The sequence below is a fragment of the Amycolatopsis coloradensis genome, assembly GCF_037997115.1.
GTDB lineage: Bacteria > Actinomycetota > Actinomycetes > Mycobacteriales > Pseudonocardiaceae > Amycolatopsis > Amycolatopsis coloradensis_A.
Genome location: NZ_CP150484.1, coordinates 6773764 through 6797608, shown reverse-complemented (window position 1 = coordinate 6797608; position 23845 = coordinate 6773764). Strand labels below are relative to the sequence as shown.

Annotated in this window: 16 protein-coding genes; 11 read left to right on the top strand and 5 right to left on the bottom strand. The window is 68.9% G+C overall.

All coding sequences use genetic code 11. The annotated features are described in order from the left end of the window. Nucleotides 1–82: 82 nt before the first annotated feature. The gene (locus tag LCL61_RS31485) at nucleotides 83–694 is read left to right on the top strand and encodes a TetR/AcrR family transcriptional regulator (RefSeq protein ID WP_340683121.1); all 612 of its coding nucleotides are present in this window, start codon (nucleotides 83–85) and stop codon (nucleotides 692–694) included. 109 nt (nucleotides 695–803) lie between these two features. Here LCL61_RS31485 and LCL61_RS31480 read toward each other — a convergent pair whose 3' ends face one another. After that, on the bottom strand, nucleotides 804–3308 hold the full coding sequence (locus LCL61_RS31480) for a PQQ-dependent sugar dehydrogenase (protein WP_340688727.1): 2505 nt from the start codon (nucleotides 3306–3308) through the stop codon (nucleotides 804–806). A gap of 440 nt (nucleotides 3309–3748) precedes the next feature. Then, complete coding sequence (locus LCL61_RS31475) at nucleotides 3749–4186, bottom strand: PPOX class F420-dependent oxidoreductase (RefSeq protein WP_340683120.1); 438 nt, start codon at nucleotides 4184–4186, stop codon at nucleotides 3749–3751. 109 nt (nucleotides 4187–4295) lie between these two features. Between LCL61_RS31475 and LCL61_RS31470 the strand changes: the two genes are divergently transcribed. The 3 genes from LCL61_RS31470 to LCL61_RS31460 all read left to right on the top strand — a co-directional run bounded on the left by LCL61_RS31470 (nucleotide 4296) and on the right by LCL61_RS31460 (nucleotide 11180). Beyond that, entirely contained in the window at nucleotides 4296–5747 is a 1452-nt protein-coding gene (locus LCL61_RS31470; RefSeq protein ID WP_340688726.1) for a hypothetical protein, read from the top strand. Between the two features lie 47 nt (nucleotides 5748–5794). Further along, the gene (locus tag LCL61_RS31465) at nucleotides 5795–6535 is read left to right on the top strand and encodes a hypothetical protein (protein WP_046199931.1); all 741 of its coding nucleotides are present in this window, start codon (nucleotides 5795–5797) and stop codon (nucleotides 6533–6535) included. 178 nt (nucleotides 6536–6713) lie between these two features. Beyond that, nucleotides 6714–11180, top strand: coding sequence for a hypothetical protein (locus tag LCL61_RS31460; protein ID WP_340683119.1), 4467 nt, complete (start codon nucleotides 6714–6716; stop codon nucleotides 11178–11180). Between the two features lie 51 nt (nucleotides 11181–11231). Here LCL61_RS31460 and LCL61_RS31455 read toward each other — a convergent pair whose 3' ends face one another. Continuing rightward, the gene (locus tag LCL61_RS31455) at nucleotides 11232–12179 is read right to left on the bottom strand and encodes an AraC family transcriptional regulator (RefSeq protein WP_340683118.1); all 948 of its coding nucleotides are present in this window, start codon (nucleotides 12177–12179) and stop codon (nucleotides 11232–11234) included. Between the two features lie 87 nt (nucleotides 12180–12266). On the opposite strand from LCL61_RS31455, the gene LCL61_RS31450 reads away from it, so the two are divergent. Continuing rightward, nucleotides 12267–12689 carry a nitroreductase family deazaflavin-dependent oxidoreductase gene (locus tag LCL61_RS31450; protein ID WP_340683117.1) on the top strand — a complete coding sequence of 141 codons (423 nt, stop codon included), beginning with the start codon at nucleotides 12267–12269 and terminating at the stop codon, nucleotides 12687–12689. A gap of 43 nt (nucleotides 12690–12732) precedes the next feature. Here the strand turns inward: LCL61_RS31450 and LCL61_RS31445 are convergent, their stop codons facing one another. Together LCL61_RS31445 and LCL61_RS31440 are read right to left on the bottom strand one after the other, a co-directional pair. After that, the gene (locus tag LCL61_RS31445; RefSeq protein ID WP_340683116.1) at nucleotides 12733–13962 is read right to left on the bottom strand and encodes a hypothetical protein; all 1230 of its coding nucleotides are present in this window, start codon (nucleotides 13960–13962) and stop codon (nucleotides 12733–12735) included. 72 nt (nucleotides 13963–14034) lie between these two features. Further along, nucleotides 14035–14640, bottom strand: a complete 606-nt coding sequence (locus LCL61_RS31440; RefSeq protein WP_340683115.1) for a YiiX/YebB-like N1pC/P60 family cysteine hydrolase — start codon at nucleotides 14638–14640, stop codon at nucleotides 14035–14037. Nucleotides 14641–15022: 382 nt separating this feature from the next. On the opposite strand from LCL61_RS31440, the gene LCL61_RS31435 reads away from it, so the two are divergent. From LCL61_RS31435 to tpiA, 6 genes are all read left to right on the top strand, one after another. Further along, on the top strand, nucleotides 15023–18121 hold the full coding sequence (locus LCL61_RS31435) for a glycosyltransferase (RefSeq protein WP_340683114.1): 3099 nt from the start codon (nucleotides 15023–15025) through the stop codon (nucleotides 18119–18121). Next, the gene (locus LCL61_RS31430; protein ID WP_340683113.1) at nucleotides 18114–19358 is read left to right on the top strand and encodes an acyltransferase; all 1245 of its coding nucleotides are present in this window, start codon (nucleotides 18114–18116) and stop codon (nucleotides 19356–19358) included. Before LCL61_RS31435 ends, LCL61_RS31430 begins: the two co-directional genes overlap by 8 nt. Nucleotides 19359–19436: 78 nt before the next feature. Further along, complete coding sequence (locus tag LCL61_RS31425) at nucleotides 19437–20624, top strand: winged helix DNA-binding domain-containing protein (RefSeq protein WP_340683112.1); 1188 nt, start codon at nucleotides 19437–19439, stop codon at nucleotides 20622–20624. A 178-nt stretch (nucleotides 20625–20802) separates the two neighbouring features. After that, entirely contained in the window at nucleotides 20803–21807 is a 1005-nt protein-coding gene (gene gap, locus LCL61_RS31420) for a type I glyceraldehyde-3-phosphate dehydrogenase (protein WP_240597410.1), read from the top strand. Between the two features lie 9 nt (nucleotides 21808–21816). Next, complete coding sequence (locus LCL61_RS31415) at nucleotides 21817–23025, top strand: phosphoglycerate kinase (protein WP_340688725.1); 1209 nt, start codon at nucleotides 21817–21819, stop codon at nucleotides 23023–23025. Beyond that, a complete protein-coding gene (tpiA, locus tag LCL61_RS31410; protein ID WP_340683111.1) occupies nucleotides 23025–23810 on the top strand; it encodes a triose-phosphate isomerase in 786 nt (261 codons plus the stop codon). The genes LCL61_RS31415 and tpiA overlap by 1 nt, the downstream gene beginning before the upstream one ends. Nucleotides 23811–23845: the final 35 nt, after the last annotated feature.

Sequence of the window (23845 nt, the reverse complement as noted above, 5' to 3'; positions counted from 1 at the left end):
CACCTCTCCCTCGTCCGCCCCCGTAATCTGACCGTCAGGTAACTTACCCAAGGGTCACTTACCTCAGGGTAAGATAATCGCCGTGACAGAAGCAAGGGCCGTCGGCACGAAGGGGGTGCCCCGCGAAGAGCGGGAGACCCAGATCGTGCGCGCCGGGACGGAGGAGTTCGGCAAGAACGGGTACGCCGGGGCGTCGATGGTGGAGATCGCCCGCCGGGTCGGTGTCACGAAACCCTTGCTGTACCAGTACTTCGGCTCGAAGGACGGGCTGTACCTCGCCTGCCTGCACCGCGCGGGGGACAGGCTGACCGAAGGCGTCGCCGAGACGATGGCGGCGGAGTCCGAGCCGCCGGAACGGATGCCGCTCGCGGTGCTCTCGGCCATTTTCGAGACGTTCGACAACGACCGGTACGCCTGGAAGCTGCTCCGCGACCCGACGGTGCCCTCGACGGGTGAGATCGCCGGCGTCGCAATCGACTACCGCTACCGGCTCGACGGGTTCGCCCTGGTCGGCGCCGCCCAGCTGATGCGCTCACGGGGCCTGGACGACGATCGCGACATCGAGGCGATCGCGCAGGTGTGGACCGGCGTGGTCGATTCGCTGATCAGCTGGTGGATCGACCAGCCGGACCAGGACGCCGCGGCGATGACCGAGCGGTGCGGGCGGATCATGCGGAACCTGTTCGGCTGGTGAGCACGTAAAACGCCACCCCGCCGGGAGGTCCCGGACGGGGTGGCGTTCCTCCAGCTCACACTGGATACGGTCGGGGTGCCCGGCGCCGCTCCGGACACCCCGGCCGTGCTCAGGACGCGGCGCTGGATTTGCCGCGTAGTTTGACGTTGGCCGTCGAGGCGTTCTTGATCGCCGTTTCGATCTGAGCCATCGTCGAGGACGAGGACAAATCCGGAACCGTCGCCGACTTCAGCGCGTAGAGCGTGAAGGTGTAGGGATGGCTGGAGCCGCCGGGGCAGGGGCCGAAGTACTTCTGCGAGTTCGCCCCGCTCCCCATGGCCTTCTGCTTGGCGCCGTTCTGGTTCGGGACGGTGTAGCCCGCTCCGAGGCCTTCGGGCAGTGACGCCGCGGACGCCGGGATGTCCCAGATCGCCCAGTGCAGTTTGTTGCCGTTGTTGGCCACGTCGGCGAAGACGATCGCGTATCCCTTGGCACCGGTGGTCCCGGCGCCCCACGCCAGCGGCGGGGAGGTGTCCTGGCCCGCGGTGCCGTCACCGGCGCAGGTGAACTTGTCCGGGATCGACGCGTTGTCGGCGAACGCGGAACTGGTCAGCTTGAACGCTCCCGGCTGCGAGGCACCGGGGAACTTCAGCCGGACCACGACGTTGTCGATCCCGCTCGGGGTGCCGCCGTTCTTGTCCGCGTTGGTCGAGGTGACCCACAGGCCGCCGTCCGGTGTCTTGGTGACCGAGCGGAGCCTGCCCCAGCGGCCGGAGAACAGCGACTGCACCGAGCCGACGCCGTTGCCCGCCGCGTTGATCTGGGTGGCGAAGAGCTGCTGGCTGGTGACGGCCGCGACGTAGATCCAGTCGTTGACGATTTCGATCCCGCTCGGCCCGCCGGAACTGGTCGGCCAGGTCTTCTTCGGCGCGATCGTGCCGGCGCAGCTGCCGGTGGTCCCTTCGCACTGGGACCAGCCGAAGTTGCCGCCCTTTTGGATCAGGTTGAGCTCGTCCTGGGTGCCGTCCCCGAATTCCGAGGACCACAGCTGGCCGCGGGAGTCCCACGCGAGGCCCTGCGGGTTGCGGTGCCCGTAGCTCCAGACGTATCGGGCGTTGCCGCCGGTGGCGAAGAACGGGTTGTCGTTCGGCGCCGAGCCGTCGAGGTTGAGCCGCAGGATCTTCCCGTTGAGCGAACTCTTGTCCTGCGCCGTCGCCTTGTTCTGCCCGTCGCCGACGGTGGCGTAGAGCTTGCCGTCCGGACCGAACCGCACCCTTCCCCCGTTGTGGTAACGGTTCTTGGCGATCCCGGTGAGCACCGGCGTCGACGTCGAGGACAGCTTTCCGTTCTCGTAGGTCATCTTCACGATCCGGTTGTCCCCGGAAGCCGTGTGGTAGAGGTAGATCGCGTGATCGGTGGCGTAGTTCGGCGAGATCGCGATGCCGAGCAGGCCGCCCTCGCCACTGGTGCCGACCGCGCCGGGAACCTTGCCGAGCGTGGTCTTCTCCCCCGACGGCGTGATCCGCAGGATCTCGAACCGGTCCCGTTCGGTCGCCAGCCCAGTTCCGTCCGGCAGGAAGTCGACGGACCAGGCGAGGTCCACCTTCGTGATGTCCTTGTCGTATTCGGGAATCCCGCCGCCCGCGGCGCCGCTCGTCTTCGCGGTCAGTGCGTTGCTCGCGGCCGATGCGTTGCCGTCGAGGTCACGCGCCTTCACCGTGAAGGTGTACGACGTGTTCGCTGTCAGGCCGGTCACCGTGGCTTCGAGCGAAGGCGTCGTCGCGACCTTCGTGGTGCCCTGGTACACGTCGTAACCGGCGATGGTGCCGCTGTCGTCCGTGGAAGCGTTCCACGCCAGGGAGACACTGTTCGCGGTCACCGACGTCGAGCGGAGGTTCCCCGGCACCGTCGGCGGCGTGGTGTCCCCGCTGGACGGCGTCGTGAACTGGACGACATTGCTTTGCTGCGAAGGGTTTCCGGCCGCGTCGAAGGCGCCGACCGAGATGTCGTAGGCCGTGTTCGGCTGCAGGTTGTCGACGGTCGTGGTGAGCGTGTTCCCGTCGACGGTCTTGAGAATGTTGCCGCCACGCATGACGTCGTAGCGGACCACGCCGACGTTGTCGGTCGCGGCTTCCCAGGTGAAGGTGGCGCTGCGGGCCTTGATGTCCTTGGCGGCCAGGTTCTTCGGCGGGGTCGGCGCTTCGGCGTCGACCACCCCGCTCGCGGTGAGCTTGTCCGCGTTGGGCCCGCCGTTCGCGGTCGTCGCGGTGGTGCGGATCTTGTTGGTCCCGGCGGCCAGCGCGACGTCCTTCGTGACGGTCTTCCAGGTGGTCCACGCCCCGGTTCCGGGGAAGGACAGAGTTCCGGCGGCGGTGCCGTTGACGCTCAAGGAGACCGGCCGGTCGATCGTGGTTCCGTTCGCGTAGCGGAAGGTCAGCGTCTGGGTTCCGGCCTGCGCGGCGTTCACCGTGTACTCGACATAGCTGCCGGCGACGTTGTCGAAGTTCACGAACCCGGTGCCGGAATAGCCCGCGTGGTTCTTTTCGACAGCGCCTTGGGAGATCGTCGCGGCTTCGGATTCGTGATCGGTCGGTGCCGCGCCGGCGGGCAGCGCCGGCAGGACGGCGAAGGTCATCGCCGTCGCGGCGGCACACGTGAGCAGCGCGCGCCACGGTGGTCGGGGTGCCACTGGAGCCTCCATGCGTGAAGTTCGGGGTCGGGAGGTGCAACGGCGGACCGGGCGAGCCCGGCGGGGGACGTGGAGTTTTAGTTAGGAAACTTTCCTATCTATGGTTCAGATCACACACCAGCGGGTGCTTCGTGTCAATACTTGACCAACATCAACACGGAGGGTCACCTCCCTAAACGCGATGGGAGGGAAGGGCTGGCGCGGCCGCTGAAGGTTGCGACCACACACCCAGCCAGAGCAGCCCCGCACGACGCGCGTGAAGGCCCCCTTCCCTCGGCTGAGCCGAGATCGGAAGAGNCAGCTGGGCACGAAGTTCCCGGATTTCACCGTGCGCAACTGTTTCGGCGAGCCGAGGGAAGGGGGCCTTCACGCGGAGACAAAAGGCGTCAGCCGGCGATGTCCGCCCGCGCGATCACCTTCGTGATCCGCGCCCGCACCAACGACTCCTCGGGCACGGCGTTGCGCTTGCCGTAGGCCTCGGCCTTGTCCTCGCCCATGTAACGCCCACCGAGCCTGGTCGCCCATTCGAGCATCTCGTCGAGGTCGTCGTGCAACACGGCTTCGGCGGTGAACTGCACGTACGAGTACGGCGGCCTCTGGTCGTCGACGGCCAGCGAAAGCCGCGGATCGCGTCGCAGCGCCTTCCCCTTGAGGGTGTCCGTGCCGGTGGTGAAGATCAGCTCGTCACCGTCCGGCCCCTCGTTCAGCAGGAACCACACCGGCGTCACGATCGGCGCCCCGTTGGCGCGGACCAGGCCGAGCATGCCCGTCCGCGTGCCCTCGCTCGCGAACTCCCACCATTCGTCCCGGCTCATTTCACGCATGAACCAGACGCTACCGCCGCCCGGAGCGCCGGGCACCCCGGTCACCCGTGCGGGGTGCGAGGGGCGGCGACTAGCCTGGCCTGCTGTGCGAGACGACGAGCTGACCGGGATGGGGCTGGCCGACGAGGGGCTGACCCGCCGCCTCAAGGCGCTGGCCTGCACCGCGCCCTTGCACGACCTCGACGCGCGCAAGGCGAAGCTGGACTGGGCGGACGCCACGATCTACCAGATGGCCGAGATCGCCCTGCACACGATCGACCAGGTCACCGTCTCGATGGACTTCGACACGGGCGCCGATCACGAACAGGTGATCGCGCGGCTGCTGCCGTTCGTGGCGCTCCAGGCGCCCGGCCGGACGCCCGGCGAGCACGCCAAGGTCGCCCGGTGGGTCCTCGACAACCTGATCAATGTCGGCACCACCGATCGCGGGTTCCGCCGCGTCTACGGCTCCATCGGCCCCGGCGGCGGCTACCAGCGTCGCCAGTTCGACTTCAAGCTGCTCGTCGAGCTGGCCGCGCCCGACGGCGAGGTCTACCTGCGCGCCACCGACGAGGCGATCAACGTGCTCGTCGGCGCGCTGGACACCGACGTCGAGTCGGCCCAGATCGCGGCCGAGGTCAAACTGGAGAACCTGATCAACCGCGGCCGCCTCGCCGACGCGAAGCTCGCGGCGGAACAGGCCCGCTACCGGACGGTCCAGTACGGCGAGACCCTGCGCGCCAAGCTCGACGCCACCCGGCGCGACGTGCGCGCGGTCGACTGGGAGCGCGAGGTCCCGGACCTGCTGGATCAGGCGCTGTCCCATATCGAGTCCCGCTTCCGCGCCGAGAACGCGATCCTCAAGAACATCACCGCGTCGAGGGACGAGACCGAGGACCTCGACCGCAAACGCCGCGCGGCCGAGCTCGTCGACATCGTCGGTGACTGCATCCGCCGCCACACCCGGCTCCAGTCACGGCTGGCCGACGCGGGCGCGGTGTTCCGCGCCGAACAGGACCGGCAGCAGTTCTCCGGGCCGCCGCAGCGCGCGACGATCGACCTGTTCGGCCAGCTCCTGATGCCGACGCTGGGCCTGCCGATCGCCGAGGCCGTCGCGCCCGCCGAATCGTTCTTCCACGCCGGCGCCGGGATCTCCCCGCCGACCGTGCCGTCGCTGTCGTCGTTGGTGTCGCTGCTGCTGCGGCCTGCCCCCGAACGTGACCAGCTCGTCGGCGAGATCCCCGAGCCCGAGCTCATGCCCGCCGAGGTCACCGACAAGTTCGGTGACGAGCAGTGGCGCCTCGCCGACGACCTGCTCGACCTGCCGGAGGTGCCGCGGCGGCTGTCCGGGCTGCTCGAAGAAGCCCGCCGGATCGATCCCGGCCTGCCCGCCCTGGTCGCGTTGCGGGCGGTGCACGCCTACAGTCCCGAGGTCGGCGCGGCGCTCCGGCAGGGGGAGCGCCAGGTGCTGCTGGCCGTCGACGACGGCACGCTTCTCGAAGATCCCGAGTTCGGCGGAGCGGATCTGCTGCTTTCGTCGGCCACGGTCGATCGCCACGAAGATGAGGAGGAGGTCGCGTGACGACCACAGGGGACGTCGAATCCGCGGCCCGGCTCGTCTCCTTCGGGATGCGCCCGAAGCAGTTGCCGTCGCGGGACGTCGTGTACGGCGACCTCGTCCGGCGCTACGGCGAGGACAGGGCGTTCAAACAGCTCACGCACGCGGTCGCGGCCGGGCTCGGGCTGATGGTGCTGGAGGTCAACCTCCAAGCCGGTGCCGTCTTGGCGGCGACCGACGAGTCCGTCTTCGAGATCAAGATGGACAGCTACGCGCGGCAGAGCAAGATCCGCGAGCGCCGGGAGACCGAGAAGGTCCTGCACGGGCTCGTCCATCTCGCGACCGCCGCGCTCGGCTACCCGCGCCCGGACGATCTCGCCAACGACACCTACATCGGCCGCGTCAGTGTCGAGCAGGTGGACGCGATGGTGCGGGAGGCCTGCCGGATCCTCGACGAGCGCGCGGCGGAGGCTGAGGCGAACAACGACCCGCTGGCCGACGCGCCCGAACTCGAACAGGCCTGGCGCGCCTACGCCCGGCGTCCGGCGGCCGCGGCGACCAAGGACGGCAGGCTGGCGTCGGACACCACGCGCGGCATGGTCGCGCGCGCCCTGCGTTTCCTCGCCGATCAAGGGTTTCTCGTCCAGGTCAGCGGAGAACAGGGCGGGACCTACCGGACGACACCGCGCTATCAGGTGCAGGTGCGCGAACTCGCCGCCGACGCGGCCTTCGACGATCTGCTCGAGCTGAACGTCGTCTCGGTCGCCAACGGCGGCGGGACGTTGCGCGCGGCCGCGTCGGACACGCTCTAGAGGGCTGGCGAGCGGAGCAGTGGTGATGAGCGGAAATCAGCCGATGCGAACCCGCCCGGGCCAGAGGCCCCGCTATCGCGGCCGCAGGGCGCCGGAAAACAGAGCCTGGATGGCAACGGGAACCAGGGCCCTGGCGACGCGATCGCGGACGTGGGTTCTCGGTTAGGGGAGGGAAGAGATGTACGAGCTTTCGCGGGTTCGCCTGCATTCCGTGGGCCCGGCGGGCGCGCGGTACCAGGACGTCGTGCTGGACTTCAGCGGCGTCGGCGCGGCCATCACCGCGCCCAAGCAGGACGCGCTGTTCAGTGCCGGGATCCACCTCGCGGGGGAGGGGCCGCCGCGGCGCCCGTCGCCGGCGAGCGTGCTGTTCCTGGAGAACGGCGGCGGCAAGTCCGTCCTGATCAAGCTGATCTTCTCGGTCATGCTGCCCGGCCGCCGCCAGGTCGTCGGCACGACGAACACCAAGGTGCTGGAGAAGTTCGTCGCGGCCAAGGACGTCTCGCACGTCGTGCTGGAGTGGCTGCAGGTCGAGACCGGCCACCGGGTGATCACCGGCAAGGTGTCGGAATGGCGCGGGCACGTGGTGTCGGCGGACTCGGAGAACCTCGTCGATTCCTGGTACTGCTTCCGGCCGACGCCCTCGCTCGATCTGGACTCGCTCCCGCTGACGTCGGACGGCAGGCTGCTGACGATGTCCGGCTTCCACGACCAGCTCGACAAGGTGCACGGCGGCGAGCCCGAACTGGAGCTGTTCTGGACGCGGCGTCACCACGAATGGACGTCCCGGCTCGACGGGCTCGGCCTCGACACCGAACTCTTCCGGTACCAGCGCGCGATGAACGCCGGTGAGGGCGAGGCGGCGGACGCCTTCGCGTTCAGCACCGACGAGGCGTTCGTCGAGTTCCTGTTGCGCGCGGTGCTTTCGGAGGAGGAGCCGAAGGATCTCGCCGAAGTCGTCGCGACGTACGCGCACAACCTCGCACAGCGCGGGGATCTGCTGTCGGAGCGCGATTTCGTCGCGGGGGCGCTCGACCTGCTCACGCCGCTGGCGGAGGAGGAAAGCGTCGCCGCCGCTTCACGGAAGCTCGCCGACGCGGCCCGCGCCGAGATGCGGACGCTGGCCGGTCAGGTCGCCGCGCGCGATAAACTGGAGAACGAGCGGCTGAGCGGGCTCGAACAGCACGTCGACGAGGTGAAGTCCGCGGAGAAACTGGCCGAGGGCGACCACCGCCGTCTCACCGCCGGGGTCACCGAACTCCGCCGCCTGGTCGGGAAACTGCGGCTCGAGGAGGCGCAGGAGAGCAAGAAGCGGATCGACGGCGAACTGGCCGAGGCCAAGACCGCAGCCGAGGCCTGGCGTGAATGCGCCACCGTGCTGAACCACCTCAACGCGTCTCGCAAGGCGCGCGATTTCCGGGAACTGGTGGGGAATCGCGAGCAGAAGGCGCAGCCCGCGCTGCAGGCGCGCAACGCCGCCGCGGGCGCGCTCGCGCGGGGGCTGCTGGCGCTGGCCAAGAACGCCACCGAGCAGGCGGCGAAGGCCGAAGCCCATGTCGGCGCCCTGCGTGCCGAGGCGGAGAAGGCTCAGGCGGAACGCGACGAGTCGGCGAACCTCGCGGCCTCGCGCCGGGCGGAGGCCCGAGGGCTGGGCGCGCGGATCGCCGAAATCCGTGAGGAGATCGCGGAAACCGTCCGGTCCGGCGCGCTCAAGGCCGGTGCCGACGTCGCCGAAGCGGCGCGTGCGGCCAGGACGGAGGCCGAGGAGACCGCCGCGGAACTCGGACGGCGCGAACAGGAACTCGAACGCGTCGCGGAGGATCTGCGGTCCGCGCAGGCCACCGTCAACGACGCGCACCGCCTCGCGGGGTCCACAAAGGACCGTCTGGAACGTGCGGCCGACGAACTCGACCGCGCCAACCGGCGCACCGACGCGCTCGCCGTCGAACCCCGGCTGAGCGAACTCCTCGGCGCGGACGACGTCACGCTGGAGACGGACCTCCCGGTGTTGCTGGAGCGTCTTCGTGAGGCGGGTTCGGCCGCGGAGAAGGAACAGACCGCGTTGCGGATGGAGGAATCCGTCGACGAGCGCGCGCTGAACGCGCTCGGCTCTGGCGGCCTCCTGCCCGCCACCGAAGAGGTCCAGGCCGCCTTGGACGCGCTGGAAGCCGCCGGGATGAACGCGTGGTCCGGCTGGCGCTACTTGTCCACTTTGGACAAGAAGCGGCGGGCGGCCGTACTGGCCCGCGCGCCCCAGCTGGTCTCGGGGATCCTGCTCAACGAACCGGAACAGGTCCGGCTCGCCGAGAAGGTCCTGTCGGAGCGGCGTCTGCTGCCCACCACGATCATCCCGGTCGCCACGACCGAGGCCACCACGAACGACCGCCTGCCGGACGAGGCCGGGATCGCCTTCCTCGTGCCGCCGAATCCGGCGATGTACGACGAGGAAGCCGCCGACGCCGAGCGCGAGGCCATCGCGCTCCGGCACGCGGAGCGTCAGCGTCGGCTGGAAGCGCTGGCGACGTCGCTCGCCGACGACAGCGCCCTGTCGTGGAAGCTCAAGACCTGGCGCGAGGACTACCCGCCCGGCAGCATCGCGACACTGGCCGAGCAGCTCCAGAACGCGCGCACCGCGCACGAAACCGCGCAGACCGCGCTGGAGCAGGCGGAAAAGGAATTCCAGCGCCTCGGTGAGAAGGCGGCCGGGCTGCGGGAACGGGTCCCCGAACTGCGTGCGGCTTCGGCCGAGGCGGGGGAGCGGGCCCGCGGGCTCGAAACGCTCGCCGCGCGTGCCGCGAAGATTCCCGAGTGGACGGACGACGTCGAACGCGCGACCGAGACCGCCGAGCGGGCGGAGGCGACGGCTTCCGACGCAGCCGTGAAGGCGTCCCGGCTGCGCGAGCAGGCGAGCGAGGAGCAACGCACCGCCGACGGGCACCGCCGCACGGCGACGACCGCGAAAGCGGAACTGGCCGAGGTGCCGGGATCGAGTGACGTCACCGAAAACGACCCCGTGCCCACCGAACCGGTGGACGCGTTGCGGCGTACGTTCGCGTCGGCTTCCGAGGCGTACGCGAAGGTGGAGGTCGGCAGTGACCTCCGTGCCGAACTCGACCAGGCCGAGAGTGTCGAGGCGTCCGCGCGGGCGGCCGTGGAGGCCCTGGACGACGCCGTCCGCGAGCGGGCATCGGCGTTGCTGGAAACACCGGACGGCTCCGACGCTTCGGCGCGGGCGGCCGCGCAAGCGCGGGCGAACCGCGCGGTCGCGGTGCTGGAGGAAGAGCGCACCGAGATCGTCGGGCTCGTCGCGACCCGCAAGGCGGAACTGAACCAGCTGCCGGAACAGCCGTCCGCGATCGCTTCCGACGCGCGGCCGAAGGACATCGAGCACGGCCTGGAGCTGATCGACGAGGCGAGTCTCGAAGTGTCCGCCGCCGCGCGGAAGTGGGAGGAACTGCAGGAACGTCGCGCCGCGGCCGAAGCGACACTGGAGTCCGCGAAGACCTCCGCGTCGGGATTCGGTCTGCTGGCCGAATCCATGGCGCACCTCTTGTCCAAAGACGACGAAGAGGGCGCGTTCGACGGCGATGTCGAATCGGCGCGCGCCAAGCACTCCCGGCTCAACACCGCGCTCACCGAGGCGCAGGACGCCGCCGACGCGGGTGACCGCCGGGTGCGGGCCGCGGCCGACCAGCTGGCGCAGTACGCCACGGACAAGCGGTTCGAGAAGCTCAGCACGCCGGTGCGGCAGCAGGTGATCTCGGTCCGCCGCGATCAGCTGCCCGCCCACGCCGCGGAATGGGCGGAGGCGCTGCGGCCCCGGTTGCGCACGCTCACCGACGATCTCGCGCAGATCGACCGGCACCGCGGCGGCATCATCACCCGCCTGCAGGGCATGGTCGACGGCGCGCTGCGCACCCTCCGTGCGGCACAACGGGTTTCGCGGCTGCCGGACGGTCTCGGCGACTGGTCGGGCCAGGAGTTCCTGCGGATCCGCTTCACCGAACTCGAGGAGAACGTGCTCGCCGAGAAACTGGGCGAGGTCGTCGACGAGGCCGCGGTGGGGAAGACCTCCGACGGCCGGGATGTCAAGCGGGACGGGCTTTCGCTCGTCCTGCGCGGCGTGCAGGCCGCCGCTCCCAAGGGTTTCCGGGTCGACATGCTGAAGCCGGACTCCGTGCTGCGGACCGAGCGGCAGCGTGTCTCCGAGATCAGGGACGTGTTCTCCGGCGGGCAGCAGCTGACCGCGGCGATCATCCTGTACTGCACCCTGGCGGCGCTGCGGGCGAACAACCGCGGCAAGGCCCGCAACCGGCATTCCGGCGTGCTGTTCCTCGACAACCCGATCGGCCGTGCGTCGGCGGGCTATCTGCTGGAACTGCAGCGCGCGGTCGCGGAGGCGCTGGGCGTCCAGCTGATCTACACCACTGGCCTGTTCGACGCCGGCGCGCTGAGCGAGTTCCCGCTGATCGTGCGGCTGCGCAACGACGCGGATCTGCGGGCGGGGCGCAAGTACCTGTCCGTCGACGCGACGATCCGGAACGCGACCGACGAACTCGGCGAGCCGGACGGCGTCGCGCGGCTTTCGGCGACTCGGCTGTTCACGCGGCCGGCGGACGAGCCGGAGCCGGAGGAGGAGACGGCCTGACGTGCTCCCTCGGCGGGCGTCGGTGCGTGCGCTGAACAGCCCGAAGAGCCCCTAGACCCGGTCACCCGGCCGACTTGATGCTTCCCGCGTCGAGGCCCGGTACTGCCCGGGAGCCTGACGGCGAGCGCGGCGGAAGGCCCGGCTGAACGCGTACACCGACGTGTAGCCGACCGAGCGGGCGATGGTGTCCACCGTGTCGTCGGTGTCGCGCAGCCGGACGGCGGCCAGGTCCATCCGCCACTGGGTCAGGTACTCGCCGGGCGTCCGGCCGGTGGTTTCGCGGAAGCGCCGGGTCAGCGTGCTGCGCGAGGTCGCCAGTTCCGCCGCGAGCAGATCGGTGGTCCACGGTTTCGCCGGGCCCTCGTGGAGCTTCGCCAGTGCCACGCTGATCAGCGGATCACCGAGGACACCGAGCCAGGTTCCCCGCGCCTCGGCCGGTTTTTCGGTCCGCCACGCGCGGAGCAATTGGACCAGGAGGATGTCGACGAGGCGGTTGAGGACGAACTCGGTGGCGATCTGCGGGGCGGCCAGCTCCCGCGACAACAGCCGGACGGTGTCGTCCAGCCCGCCGCCGACATGGTTCGCGCGGATGTGCACCAGCTCCGGCAGGGTGGCCAGCACCTGGGTGGACACCGCCGGGTCGTAGTCGTAGGACGCGCCGAGGACATGGGTGTCCACCTCGCCGGACCCGAGGCGCAACACGCCGCCGCAGGCTCGCGCCTTCTCCGCCGCCGTGCACAGGTTGGGAATGATCGCGACGTCCGGAGCGCTGCGCAGAGTGTGCTCCGGGCCGTTCGGCAACAGGACGACGTCGCCGGGCATGAGCTGCCGCGGCGGGTGCCCGGCCAGTTCCAGCCAGGCGGTGCCGCAGGTGACGGCGTAGAAGGCGGCGCGGGTGATGCCATGCCAGAGGATGCCCCACGGTCCGGACGCCTCGATCCGCGCCCCGGCGGTGCCACGGACGCCGCCCACGGCGAGCGCTTCGGCCAACAGATCCATGGAATCGAGGATAGTGCGTCAAACGGATATGTTCGTGGCGTCTTCAGGCATCGATACGGTCACTGAGTGCGTCATACGATCGAGGTCATGACTGACACGTTCGACTTCGACCAGATCAACCGCACCGTGATCGCCGAGTTCCGCGAGACCGGCGGCAAGGCGGGTGGCATGTTCGAGGGCTACCCGCTCGTCCTCGTCCACCACACCGGCGCGAAGTCCGGCACCCAGCGGATCGCGCCCCTCGTCCCGCTTCTCGAAGGCGACCGGATCTTCATCTTCGCGAGCAAGGGCGGCTCCGACGACAACCCGGCGTGGTTCCACAACCTGGTGGCCAACCCGGACACGAAGGTCGAACTCGGCACCGAGACCTTCCCGGTCCGCGCGCGGTTGCTCACCGGCGCCGAGCGCGACGAGGTCTACGCCAGGCAGTCCGCCGTCATGCCGCAGTTCGCCGAGTACCAGAGCAAGACCAGCCGCGTCATCCCGGTCTTCGAGCTGGAGCGGGTCTAGCCCCCTCGTGAGTGGTGAGGACGGTTCTAACCGTCCTTACCACTCACGACGACGGGGGAACGGCCATACCGCGCAAGTTGAACTGGATGCCGAACCGTTCCGCCAGTCCGGGCACGGTGATTTCGGTGATCAGGTTCCCGGTGACGCGATCGAACCGCTTGATCCTGACGGGGGTCTTGCCGTCGAACGTCTCCTGGATCAGGTTTATCGACCGGTCCGTGAAGACGGCCTGGCTGGACGAATCGCTGTCCGAGGTGAACCCGGTGTCGAACCGTGGCGTGGTGATCCCGGAGGCGATTTCGGTACTCATGATCCGGCCGTCCGCGGCGAGCCATTCGAGGCGGCCTTCCCGCACGGCCTTGGCGTCGTACGTCTTCTGGGAGAACGTCTCGGGGTCGACCAGTTTCTCGGTGATGGGGCGTCCTTCGGCGTCGACGAGTGGCCGTTCGGTGTACTTACCGTCGCCGGTGTTCCACAAAACGATGGCCAGATGGGGCTTGCCGTCGGCGTCGGTGTAATCGGAAAGGAACGTGATGACACCGTCCTGACACGGCACGTGACGGTTGTGGTCTCCCGCGTCGAAGACTCCTCGCCAGGCGAGGACCTTTTCCTTTCCTTCGGTTGCCGGGTACAGCTGTGAAAGCAGCTCCGGCTGCGCACTGGGATCGGCCTTCGAGCGCATGCCGGGAATCTTGGCCGAATTCGCGAAATGAGCTCCCGCGTCGGTGGCGATTCCGTTGAGGACGCCGCCGCACAGCGCGTTCATGAAGTAGTTTCCTTCGACCCGGTAGAGCTGGGAACCGGTCGAAGTGGTGACGGCCACCTGATTGGTGTAACCGGATTCGGAGAAGCCTTCGTTGTAAACCGCGACGAAACCCTTGTCGCCGGGCAGCGCGAAAGCCGATTGCTGATGCCCTGCCTTCTTGTTCTCGAAGCTGGCCAGACCGCCCTTGCCGAGGATGTAGTCGCGGATGTCGTCGCTGAAGAACAGCCCGGTCTCCGACCACGCGATATGCGACTCGGTCATGCCGCTGGTCTCGATCAGCTGTGTGCCGCCGTCCGCCCGCACCAGGACCAGATAGGCGGGCTGCCGCTTTTCCGCCGGCTTGTCGGCGGAGGTGTCCGGGCTGAGGTAGAACGCGGCGACGGTTTCGCCGAGCTTCACCACATCGGGATCGGCGATGTTCATCTCCGCTCCGCCGTCCGGCGAAGTGCAGGCCGTCACGGCCAGAAGCGCGCAGGCGGCGAGCGCGACGAGTCGGGGGAGGCGCACCGGGCCGAATCCTCTCAGGCGGTGGGTGGTGCGGCCCGCACCCGGCAGGCCGCACCCGTCCATCGAATGTCGTTACTTGATGGTCGCGTAGACCACGGTGCTGCCGTCATCCTTGATGTTGTCGGGGTAGACGCCCAGTCCGCCGTTCTTGTCCAAGTCGATGTCGACGGAATCCTTGTAGGCCTTCCACACCAGCTCGGAGCAGTTCAGCTTCCCGTTGTTGTTGTATTTGTTGTTCGCGAAGTCCATGTCGTAGTCCAGACCGCGGAACTTGTTGTAGGCGTGGTTGGCCGCCTTGTCGCGGCTGGACTGCTTGGCGTTGACGGACATCTTGTAGATGGGGCCGCACTTTTTCAGCGTGGACGCCGTGACGGACCTGCTCTTGCTGCCCTTGCCGGGCGCCTCGACGATTGTCTTCGTCGTGTAGTAGATGCCGACGTGGTTGTGCTTGAACACGGAGGTCTTGGCGTAGGAGTGGAAGACATCTCCCTTGTTCCGCGCGTTTCCGACCGTCTTCTTAGTCTTGCAGGCGCCGTCGTCGGAGGAAGCGATACCGATTTCGCTCGACGCGGCCGTTTCCGCGGCCTGGGCCGGCGCGGCGAGCAGGCCGAACATCGCCGTTCCCGCCATTACCGCGGTCGCGGCGGACGAGGTGATGATTCTCCCGATTTTGGACATGGTTTTCCCCACTCTTTCAACCAGTGGACAGCGGCACCCGGCGCGATCGCGCACAAGAACTCGGGGGTCCCGGTCCGTTGACGGAATTGAAAGTAACGGGTTCGAAGAGCCGCGGGAGTCCGGTGAACGCCTGACAGCCCGGACGGCCGTCGCTCAGTTCGAGGTGACGAGGTAACCGATCACCGCGGCTTCCAGGACGATCACCAGTACCACGATCACCACGAGGCCCAGGTTTCGTTCCCGGCGTGAACGATCGGACTCGGTCACCGTGGGTTGCTCCCTCTGCGCTCTCAGTGTTCAGCGGTGGCTGGCAACGGTACTTTTCCACCAGAAGTATCGGTATCCCGCACGACCCCCCCAAGGCCCCGGTAACCTCCCGCGCATGGCGGGTTCGGAAGACTCTCATAGGTTGATCGGATGGACCGGCGAGCGGTGTGTGCCGTGGGCCGGGGACATCCAGATGATCTACGAGCACTATCACCGGTACGCGCTCGCCGCCCGATTCGTCGCAGGCAAGCGCGTGCTCGATCTCGCCAGTGGTGAAGGTTATGGCGCGGCGCTGCTGGCCACGACCGCCGCCGAGGTCGTCGGGGTCGACATCGACGAGTCGGCCGTCGAACACGCGCGAACCACCTACGCCGGGCGGAAGAATCTCAGCTTCGCCCAGGGGTCGATCATCGACCAGGGACTGCTTTCCGACGCCGGCCGGTTCGACGTGATCACCTGTTTCGAAGCCATCGAGCACGTCGTCGAACACGACGATCTGATGAGCCTGGTTCGCGTCCGGCTCGCCCCCGGCGGGATCTTTCTCGGCAGTACCCCGGACATCCGGGTCTACAGCCACGAACACGGCAACGACAATCCCTTTCACGTCAAGGAGTTGACCGAGGAGGAGTTCCGCGCGCTCCTCGGCGGCCATTTCGGGAACGTGGCCGTGCTGCGGCAGAACATCGCGGTGGGTTCGCTGCTGACCGCCGACCCCGGCGAGCCGCACGCGAAGGGACCGGCGCTGAACCAGAGCCTGACCCGGATCGGCGAGGACGGCTGGACGGTCACCGACGGGAGCCCGCATACCTACCTCATCGGGATCGCCTCCGACGGTCCGCTGGACGCCGTCCCGGCCGTCGGCACCCTGCTCGACCCTCAGCTTTCGCTGCTGGGAGCGATGAGGGAACAAGGAGCATCCAGGCACGCCGAGGCGGAGGAGGAGCTGGCCCGGCTGAGGGAGGAACGCGACCGGCTCACGGCCGAGGTCGCCGAACTCCGCCGGGAGGCGGAACTGGACGCGGCGCGGCTGGCGTGGCGGACGGAGACCGCCGAGCGGTACAGCGCCGAGGCGGCCCGGCTCGCCGAGGAGAACGCGGTACTGAGCGACGGCCACTCGGCCACGGTGAACCGGCTGGTCAAGAAGTACCGGGGCGCCATCGAAAAGTACGCGCCGAGGGGTAGCGCGGTCCGGAGCGCCTACGAGCGCGCGCTCGGGCGCACCGACGAGGTCCCGCAGGAGGAGCACGGCCTCGAACCGGTGGCCGTGACCACCAGTACCGAACCGCTGGTCAGCGTCGTCATCCCGGTCCACGGCAAATGGGACTACACGCGGCAGTGCCTGGCGTCGATCGAGGAAGGACGGCCGCGGGTGCCGTTCGAGGTGATCGTCGTCGACGACGATTCGCCCGACGCGTCCGCGCGGGTACTCGCCGAATGTCCCGGCGTGCGGCTGGTCCGCACCGGGACCAACCTCGGTTTCCTGAAGGCCGCCAACCTCGGCGCCGCCGAAGCCCGGGGCGAACTGCTGGTCCTGCTGAACAACGACACCGAGCCGAAGCCGGGCTGGCTCGACTCGCTCGCCGAGGCGGTCTATCGCGACGACCGGATCGGCCTGGCCGGCGCGAAACTCGTCTACCCGGACGGCACCCTGCAGGAATGCGGCGGGATCGTCTGGGCGGACGCCGGCGCGGCGAACTACGGCCACGGTGACGACCCGGACGACGCCCGCTACGCGTCGGTCCGCGACGTCGACTACTGCTCCGGCGCGGCGATCATGATCCGCCGCGAACTCTTCGAGCGGCTCGGCCGGTTCGACGAGCGCTACGCGCCCGCGTATTACGAGGACACCGACCTGGCGTTCGCGGTGCGTGCCGCCGGTTCCCGGACCGTGGTCGAACCGGCCGCGGTCGTGGTGCACCACGAGGGCGTCTCGAACGGCACGGATCCGAGCTCGGGGCACAAACGCTTCCAGGAGACCAACCGGCTGGTGTTCGCCGAGAAGTGGGCGGAGACCCTGACCGGGCAGATCGCCGGTCCGAGCCCGGCGGGACTGTGGCTCGGGCGGCAGCGGATGCCCGGGAAAGCACCCCGTCACACCGGCATCGTGCTGATCGCCGATCTGCAGGTGCCCGCACCGGACAAGGATTCCGGCTCGGTCCGGATGCGCAGGCTCGTGGACGAGTTGCTCGCGCTCGGGCAGCGGGTGGTGTTCTGCCCGATGGACGACGTCCAGCCGCCGGAATACGCCGACGACCTCAGACGCGCCGGGGTCACCGTTCTGCTCGAACCGGCCGACCGCGAGAAGTTCCTCGAAGAGGCGGGCAGCGCCTTGAGCCTGGTGCTGCTGTCCCGGCCGACGGTCGCCTGGCATATGGCCGAGCGGATCCAGATCTGCGCGCCCCAGGCGGTTCTGGCCTACGACACCGTCGATCTGCACTTCGTCCGGCTCGGCAGGGAAGCCGATCTCGTCGAGCGGATCGGCGATCCGGCGATCGCGGTGATGCTGCGGCGGCGTGCCGAGCTGTACCGCGAACTGGAGCTGGCGCTGGTCCGGTCCGCCGACCGCACGCTGGTGGTGTCCGAGGCCGAACGGGACCTGCTCGCCGAACTGGTGCCGTCGGCCAAGGTCGACGTGCTGTCCAATGTGCATCCCTTCAGCAGCGAACCCACCAGCCCCGAGGGACGGGCGGGCGCGATGTTCGTCGGCAGCTTCGAACACGGCCCGAACCGGGACGCCGCGTTCTGGCTGGCCGGTGAGATCTGGCCCGCCGTGCGGCGGAAATGCCCGTCGGCCGAGCTCGAGCTCGTCGGCGCCGACCCCACCGGCGACATCCACGCGCTGGCCGGCGACGGCGTCGTCGTCCGCGGCTGGGTCGCCGAACTCGAGCCGGGTTACGCCGCCACGCGGATGGCCTTGGCGCCGTTGCGGTTCGGCTCGGGCGTCAAAGGAAAAGTGGGCGAGAGCCTCGCGTTCGGGGTGCCGGTGGTCGGTACCTCGCTGGCCTTCGAAGGAATGCGGCTGCGCGACGGCGAGGAGGTACTGACCGGTGACACGGCCGAAGAGATCGCCGAGAAGATCGTCACCCTGCTCACCGACGACGCTTTGTGGCAACGGCTTTCGGAGTCGGGCCGGGTCGCCGTCGCGGACCAGTTCGGGCCAGGGGTGGCCCGCGCGACCCTGAGCGGACTGCTCGCCCCGGTGGTCCATGAGTAGCCCGGGTGCGAAGACGTACGCGAAACCGGACGCCGGGTTCGCGTGGCTACGGATGTTCGGGGCGATCCTGGTCGTCTTCGAGCACTGTTTCCCGATCATCGAACCGAGCCGGATCACCAGCCTGCCGTCGAGCTGGAACATCTCGCTGGGGTACTTCGCGCTCATGGCCTTCTTCGCCATGAGCGGCTACCAGATCGCGGACAGCTGGCAGCGTGACTCCTCGTGGTGGCGTTACCTGCTCAAGCGGGTGCTGCGGATCTGGCCGCCCCTGCTGTTCGTGGTCATGGTGACGGCGTTCGTGATCGGGCCACTGGTGACGGTGCTCAGCCCGCGCGAGTACTGGGGGAATCCCGACACCTGGGGTTACGTGGTGCACAACGCGATGCTGTACCCGTTGCAGCACCTGCTGCCGGGGGTGTTCACCGAGAACCCGTACCCGTACTCCGCGAACGGTTCGATCTGGACGCTCCCGATGGAGACCACCGGATATCTGATCGTGCTCGTCATCGGCCTGGTGGGCGGCCTCGCGCGCGGACGGATCGTCCTGTTCCCGCTGCTGCTGGCGTTCATGGTGGCGGACGGGATCATCGGGGCCTCGGTGGGCTTCCAGGGCGACGCGGGCACGTTGTTCAGCGTGCCGCTGGGATCGATGGTGGCGTTCCTGGTGGCGTTCGTCATCGGCATGCTGCTGCACAGCTACCGGGACCTCATCCCGTTGCGCCCGGCAGTCGCGTACGCGCTGGTGGCGCTCTACCTCGTCGCGAACTTCACCCCGCCCATCGAACCCGCGACGCGTTTCATCCTGCCCCTCGCCGCGGGCTACGGCGCGATCACCTGGGCGTACCACTGGCCGCGCCGGCTGGACGGCTACGACCAGTGGGTCTATCCCAGCTACGGGATGTACGTGTGGGGAATGCCGGTGCAGCAGCTGTACACCCTCGCCGGGGTCCGCAATTCGTACCTGCTGATCGTGCTCGCGGTGCCCACCGCGTACGCCTGCGGGGTGGTGTCCTGGCGGCTGATCGAACGGCCGACCCAGAAGCTGAGGATCTACCTCCGGGTGCCGGACAAACCCATGGCGGACCCGGACACCGAGATCACCCAGGTGATTCCGGCAGTCCCTCCCGCGCCGCCGCCTCACCCGCGGGCACGGCGTCCTCAGGTCGCTCGCGTCGAGTCACGGCCCGGGCCACCGGTGCCGCCACTGGCCCACGGCCGGGAGCATCGGAACTGGTAGCGGTGAGCACGGACCGAAGCCGTACGGTGCCCCGGTCCGATCCGGAGTTTTGTCGGGGGCCGGTGGTAAGAACGATCGGTGACCCCCAAGATCGATATCCGGCAGCGCCGCGCCCGCCTCGCGACGCGCCATCGCCTCGTCACGCCCGCCGAGTCGGTGCACGCCGCCGCGGACGCGGTCGTCGCGCTGCACGCCACAGACCCGGCGTCGGTGCACCTGTCGGCGTGGGCGCGTGTGAAGGGCGACGGCGTCGCCGAGCTCGAGAGCGCGCTCTACGAGGAGCGCACGCTGATCCGGATGCTCGGCATGCGCCGCACGGTCTTCGTCCTCGGCCACGAGAACGCGGCGCTCGTGCAGGCCGCGTGCTCCGCCGACATCGCCAGGAAGCAGCGCCGCCTGCTCGAACAGCACCTCGGCACGCAGGGACACCCGGAGAACGTGCCGGAGCCGGGGGGCTGGCTCGCCGAGGTCGAGGACGCGACCGAGCGTGCGCTGAAGGCCCGCGGTTCCGCCACGGCACAGCAGCTGTCCGAGGACGAGCCACGCCTCAAACAGCAGCTGCTGATGGCCAAGGGCAAGCCGTACGAGGCGACCGCCAACGTCACCAGCCGTGTCCTGTTCCAGCTCGCGGTCGACGGCCGCATCGTGCGCGGCCGCCCGCGCGGCAGCTGGATCAGCAGCCAGTATTACTGGGCGCCGATGACGGACTGGCTGCCCCAGGGCCTGGTCGAATGGGACGCCGACGCCGCCAGGGCCGAGCTCGGCCGGAGGTGGCTCTACGCCTACGGTCCGGCCCCGATCGCGGACCTCCGCTGGTGGACGGGCTGGACGGCCGGTCAGACCAAGAAGGCGCTCGCGGCGATCCAGCCGGTCGAGGTCGATCTCGACGGCGTTCCCGGCGTGGTCCTCGCCGACGATCTTGAGCCCGTCGAGGAGCCCGGACCGTGGGTCGCGCTGCTCCCGTCGCTCGATCCGACGTCGATGGGCTGGATCGAGCGCGACTGGTATCTCGGCCCGCACAAGGCGCCGCTGTTCGACGGCACCGGGAACATCGGGCCCACCGTCTGGGCCGGCGGCCGCATCGTCGGTGGCTGGGCGCAGCGCCCGGACGGCGAGGTCGTCCACCACTTCCTGGAGGACGTCGGCGTGGAGGTCGAACGGGCCGTCGAGACGGAGGCGAACCACCTGGCCGAGTGGTTCGGAGAGGTGCGAGTCACGCCACGGATGCGGACACCGTTGGAGCGACGGCTAGCACAGGGAAGCTGAGAGTTTTGACAAGACGGCCTGGTAGCGATGGTCTTAATCGATTCTTGACCTGACCCACCGAGTGGTGGAAGTCTCGTCAGGGCAAAGAGGGTCGCCCGAGCACGCACGCTAGGGTTGCGCCCGAGTAAAGGACGTCTTACCGGGGCGATCCCGGACGAGTCTCAAGGGAGTGGCAGCAGTGACGGTTCGCGTAGGTGTCAACGGCTTCGGCCGCATCGGCCGCAACTTCTTCCGGGCCGTGCAGGCCGCCGGTCACGACATCGAGGTGGTCGCGTTCAACGACCTCGGCGACGTCGCCACCATGGCCCACCTGCTCAAGTACGACTCCATCCTCGGCCGTTTCCCTGGCGAGGTCAGCGTCAGCGACGAGGGCATCGTCGTCGACGGCAAGACGATCAAGGCCCTCGCCGAGCGCGACCCGGCCAACCTGCCCTGGGGCGACCTCGGCGTGGACGTCGTCGTCGAGTCGACCGGTTTCTTCACCAACGGTGACGCCGCCAAGGCGCACATCGCCGGTGGCGCCAAGAAGGTCATCATCTCCGCGCCCGCCAAGGGCGAGGACCTGACCGTGGTGCTGGGCGTCAACGACGACAAGTACGACGGTTCGCAGACGATCATCTCGAACGCGTCCTGCACCACCAACTGCCTCGGCCCGCTGGCCAAGGTCCTCAACGACGCGTTCGGCATCGAGCAGGGCCTGATGACCACGATCCACGCGTACACGCAGGACCAGAACCTGCAGGACGCGCCGCACAAGGATCTGCGCCGCGCCCGCGCCGCCGCGCTGAGCATGGTCCCGACCTCGACCGGTGCCGCCAAGGCCATCGGCCTGGTCCTGCCGGAACTCAACGGCAAGCTCGACGGCTACGCGGTCCGCGTCCCGGTCCCGACCGGTTCGGCCACCGACCTCACCGTCACGCTGACCAAGAGCGCGACCCTCGACGAGATCAACGCCGCGTACAAGGCCGCCGCCGAGGGCCCCCTGGCCGGCATCCTGCGCTACAGCGACGACCCGATCGTTTCGGCCGACATCGTCACGGACCCGGCGTCCTGCATCTACGACGCGCCGCTGACCAAGGTCATCGGCAACCAGGTCAAGGTCGTCGGCTGGTACGACAACGAGTGGGGTTACTCCAACCGCCTCGCCGACCTCGTCAAGCTCGTCGGCACCAAGCTCTCCTGAGCCATGGCGCTGAAGAACCTCGAAGACCTGCTGGGCGAGGACGTCTCAGGAAGGTTCGTGCTCGTACGTTCCGACCTGAACGTCCCGCTTGACGGGGACAAGATCACCGACGACGGCCGTGTCCGCGCGGCCCTGCCGACCCTCAAGCGCCTCGCCGAGGCGGGCGCGAAGGTGGTCGTCACGGCGCACCTCGGCCGTCCCAAGGGCGAGCCGGACCCGAAGTTCTCGCTCGCGCCCGTCGCCGCGAAGCTCACCGAGCTGCTCGGCGTCGACGTCCCGCTGGCCGGTGACCTGGTCGGCGAGTCCGCCAAGGCCACCGTCGCCGGTCTGGCCGACGGCCAGGTGGCCCTGCTGGAGAACGTGCGTTTCGACGCGCGCGAGACCAGCAAGGTCGAGGCCGAGCGGCAGGAGCTGGCCGCCGAGCTGGCCGCGCTCGTCCCGGGCGGCGCGTTCGTCTCCGACGGTTTCGGTGTCGTGCACCGCAAGCAGGCCTCGGTCTACGAGATCGCCCGTGCGCTTCCGGCGTACGCGGGCGGACTCGTGCTGGCGGAGGTCGACGTCCTCAAGAAGCTCACCGAGGACCTCGCACGGCCGTACGTCGTCGTCCTCGGCGGCGCGAAGGTGTCGGACAAGCTGGGTGTCATCGCGAACCTGCTGACCAAGGTCGACAGGCTGCTCATCGGCGGCGGCATGGCGTACACCTTCCTCAAGGCCCAGGGCCACGAGGTCGGCAACTCGCTGCTGCAGGAGGACCAGCTGGAGCAGGTCCGCGGTTTCCTCGCCGAGGCGGAGAAGCGCGGCGTCGAGCTGATCCTGCCGGTGGACGTCCTCGCCGCGACGGGCTTCGCCGCCGACGCCGAGTTCGACGTCGTCGACGCTAAGGCCATCCCGGCCGAGCGCATGGGTCTCGACATCGGCCCGAAGTCGCGGGAACTGTTCGCGGGCAAGCTGGCCGACGCGGCGACCGTGTTCTGGAACGGCCCGATGGGCGTGTTCGAGTTCGAGTCCTTCGCCGGCGGCACCCGTGCCGTGGCCGAAGCGCTGGTCAAGAGCGACGCCTTCACCGTGGTCGGCGGGGGAGACTCCGCCGCGGCCGTGCGGCAGCTCGGCCTGCCGGAGGAAGGCTTCTCGCACATCTCGACCGGCGGCGGCGCGTCGCTGGAGTACCTGGAGGGCAAGGAACTGCCCGGAGTCGCTGTGCTGGGAGAGAACGACTAGTGGCGCGCAAACCGCTCATCGCCGGCAACTGGAAGATGAACCTGAACCACCTCGAAGCCATCGCGCTGGTTCAGAAGATCGCCTTCGCCCTGCCGGAGAAGTACTACGCGAAGGTCGACGTCGCGGTCCTGCCGCCGTTCACCGACATCCGCAGCGTCCAGACGCTGACCGACGGCGACAAGCTGTCGCTCACCTACGGCGCCCAGGACCTGTCGCCGCACGACTCCGGTGCTTACACCGGCGACGTGTCGGGCCCGATGCTGGCGAAGCTGGGCTGCAGCTTCGTCACCGTCGGGCACTCGGAGCGGCGTGAGTACCAAGGCGAGACCGACGAACTGGTGAACAAGAAGGTCAAGGCCGCGCTCAAGCACGGCATCAAGCCGATCCTGTGCGTGGGGGAGAAGCTCGAGGTCCGCGAGGCCGGCGAGCACATCGCCCACACCACGACCCAGCTGGTCGAGGGCCTCAAGGGGCTCAAGGCCGAGCAGGTCAAGGACGTCGTCGTCGCCTACGAGCCCGTCTGGGCCATCGGGACCGGCAAGGTCGCGACCCCGTCGGACGCCGAGGAGGTGTGCGGAGCCATCCGTGCCACCCTCGCCGAGAAGTACGGTGCCGAGGTCGCGTCCTCGGTCCGCGTGCTCTACGGCGGCTCGGCCAAGGCCAACAACATCAGTGACCTCGTCGCCTGCGAGAACATCGATGGTGCGCTCGTCGGTGGTGCCAGCCTGGATGGTGACGAGTTCACCAAACTCTGCGCACTCGCCGCGGGCGGGCCCCTGCCCTGATCGGGGCACCTACCGGGTAACCTGGGTATCCGGTC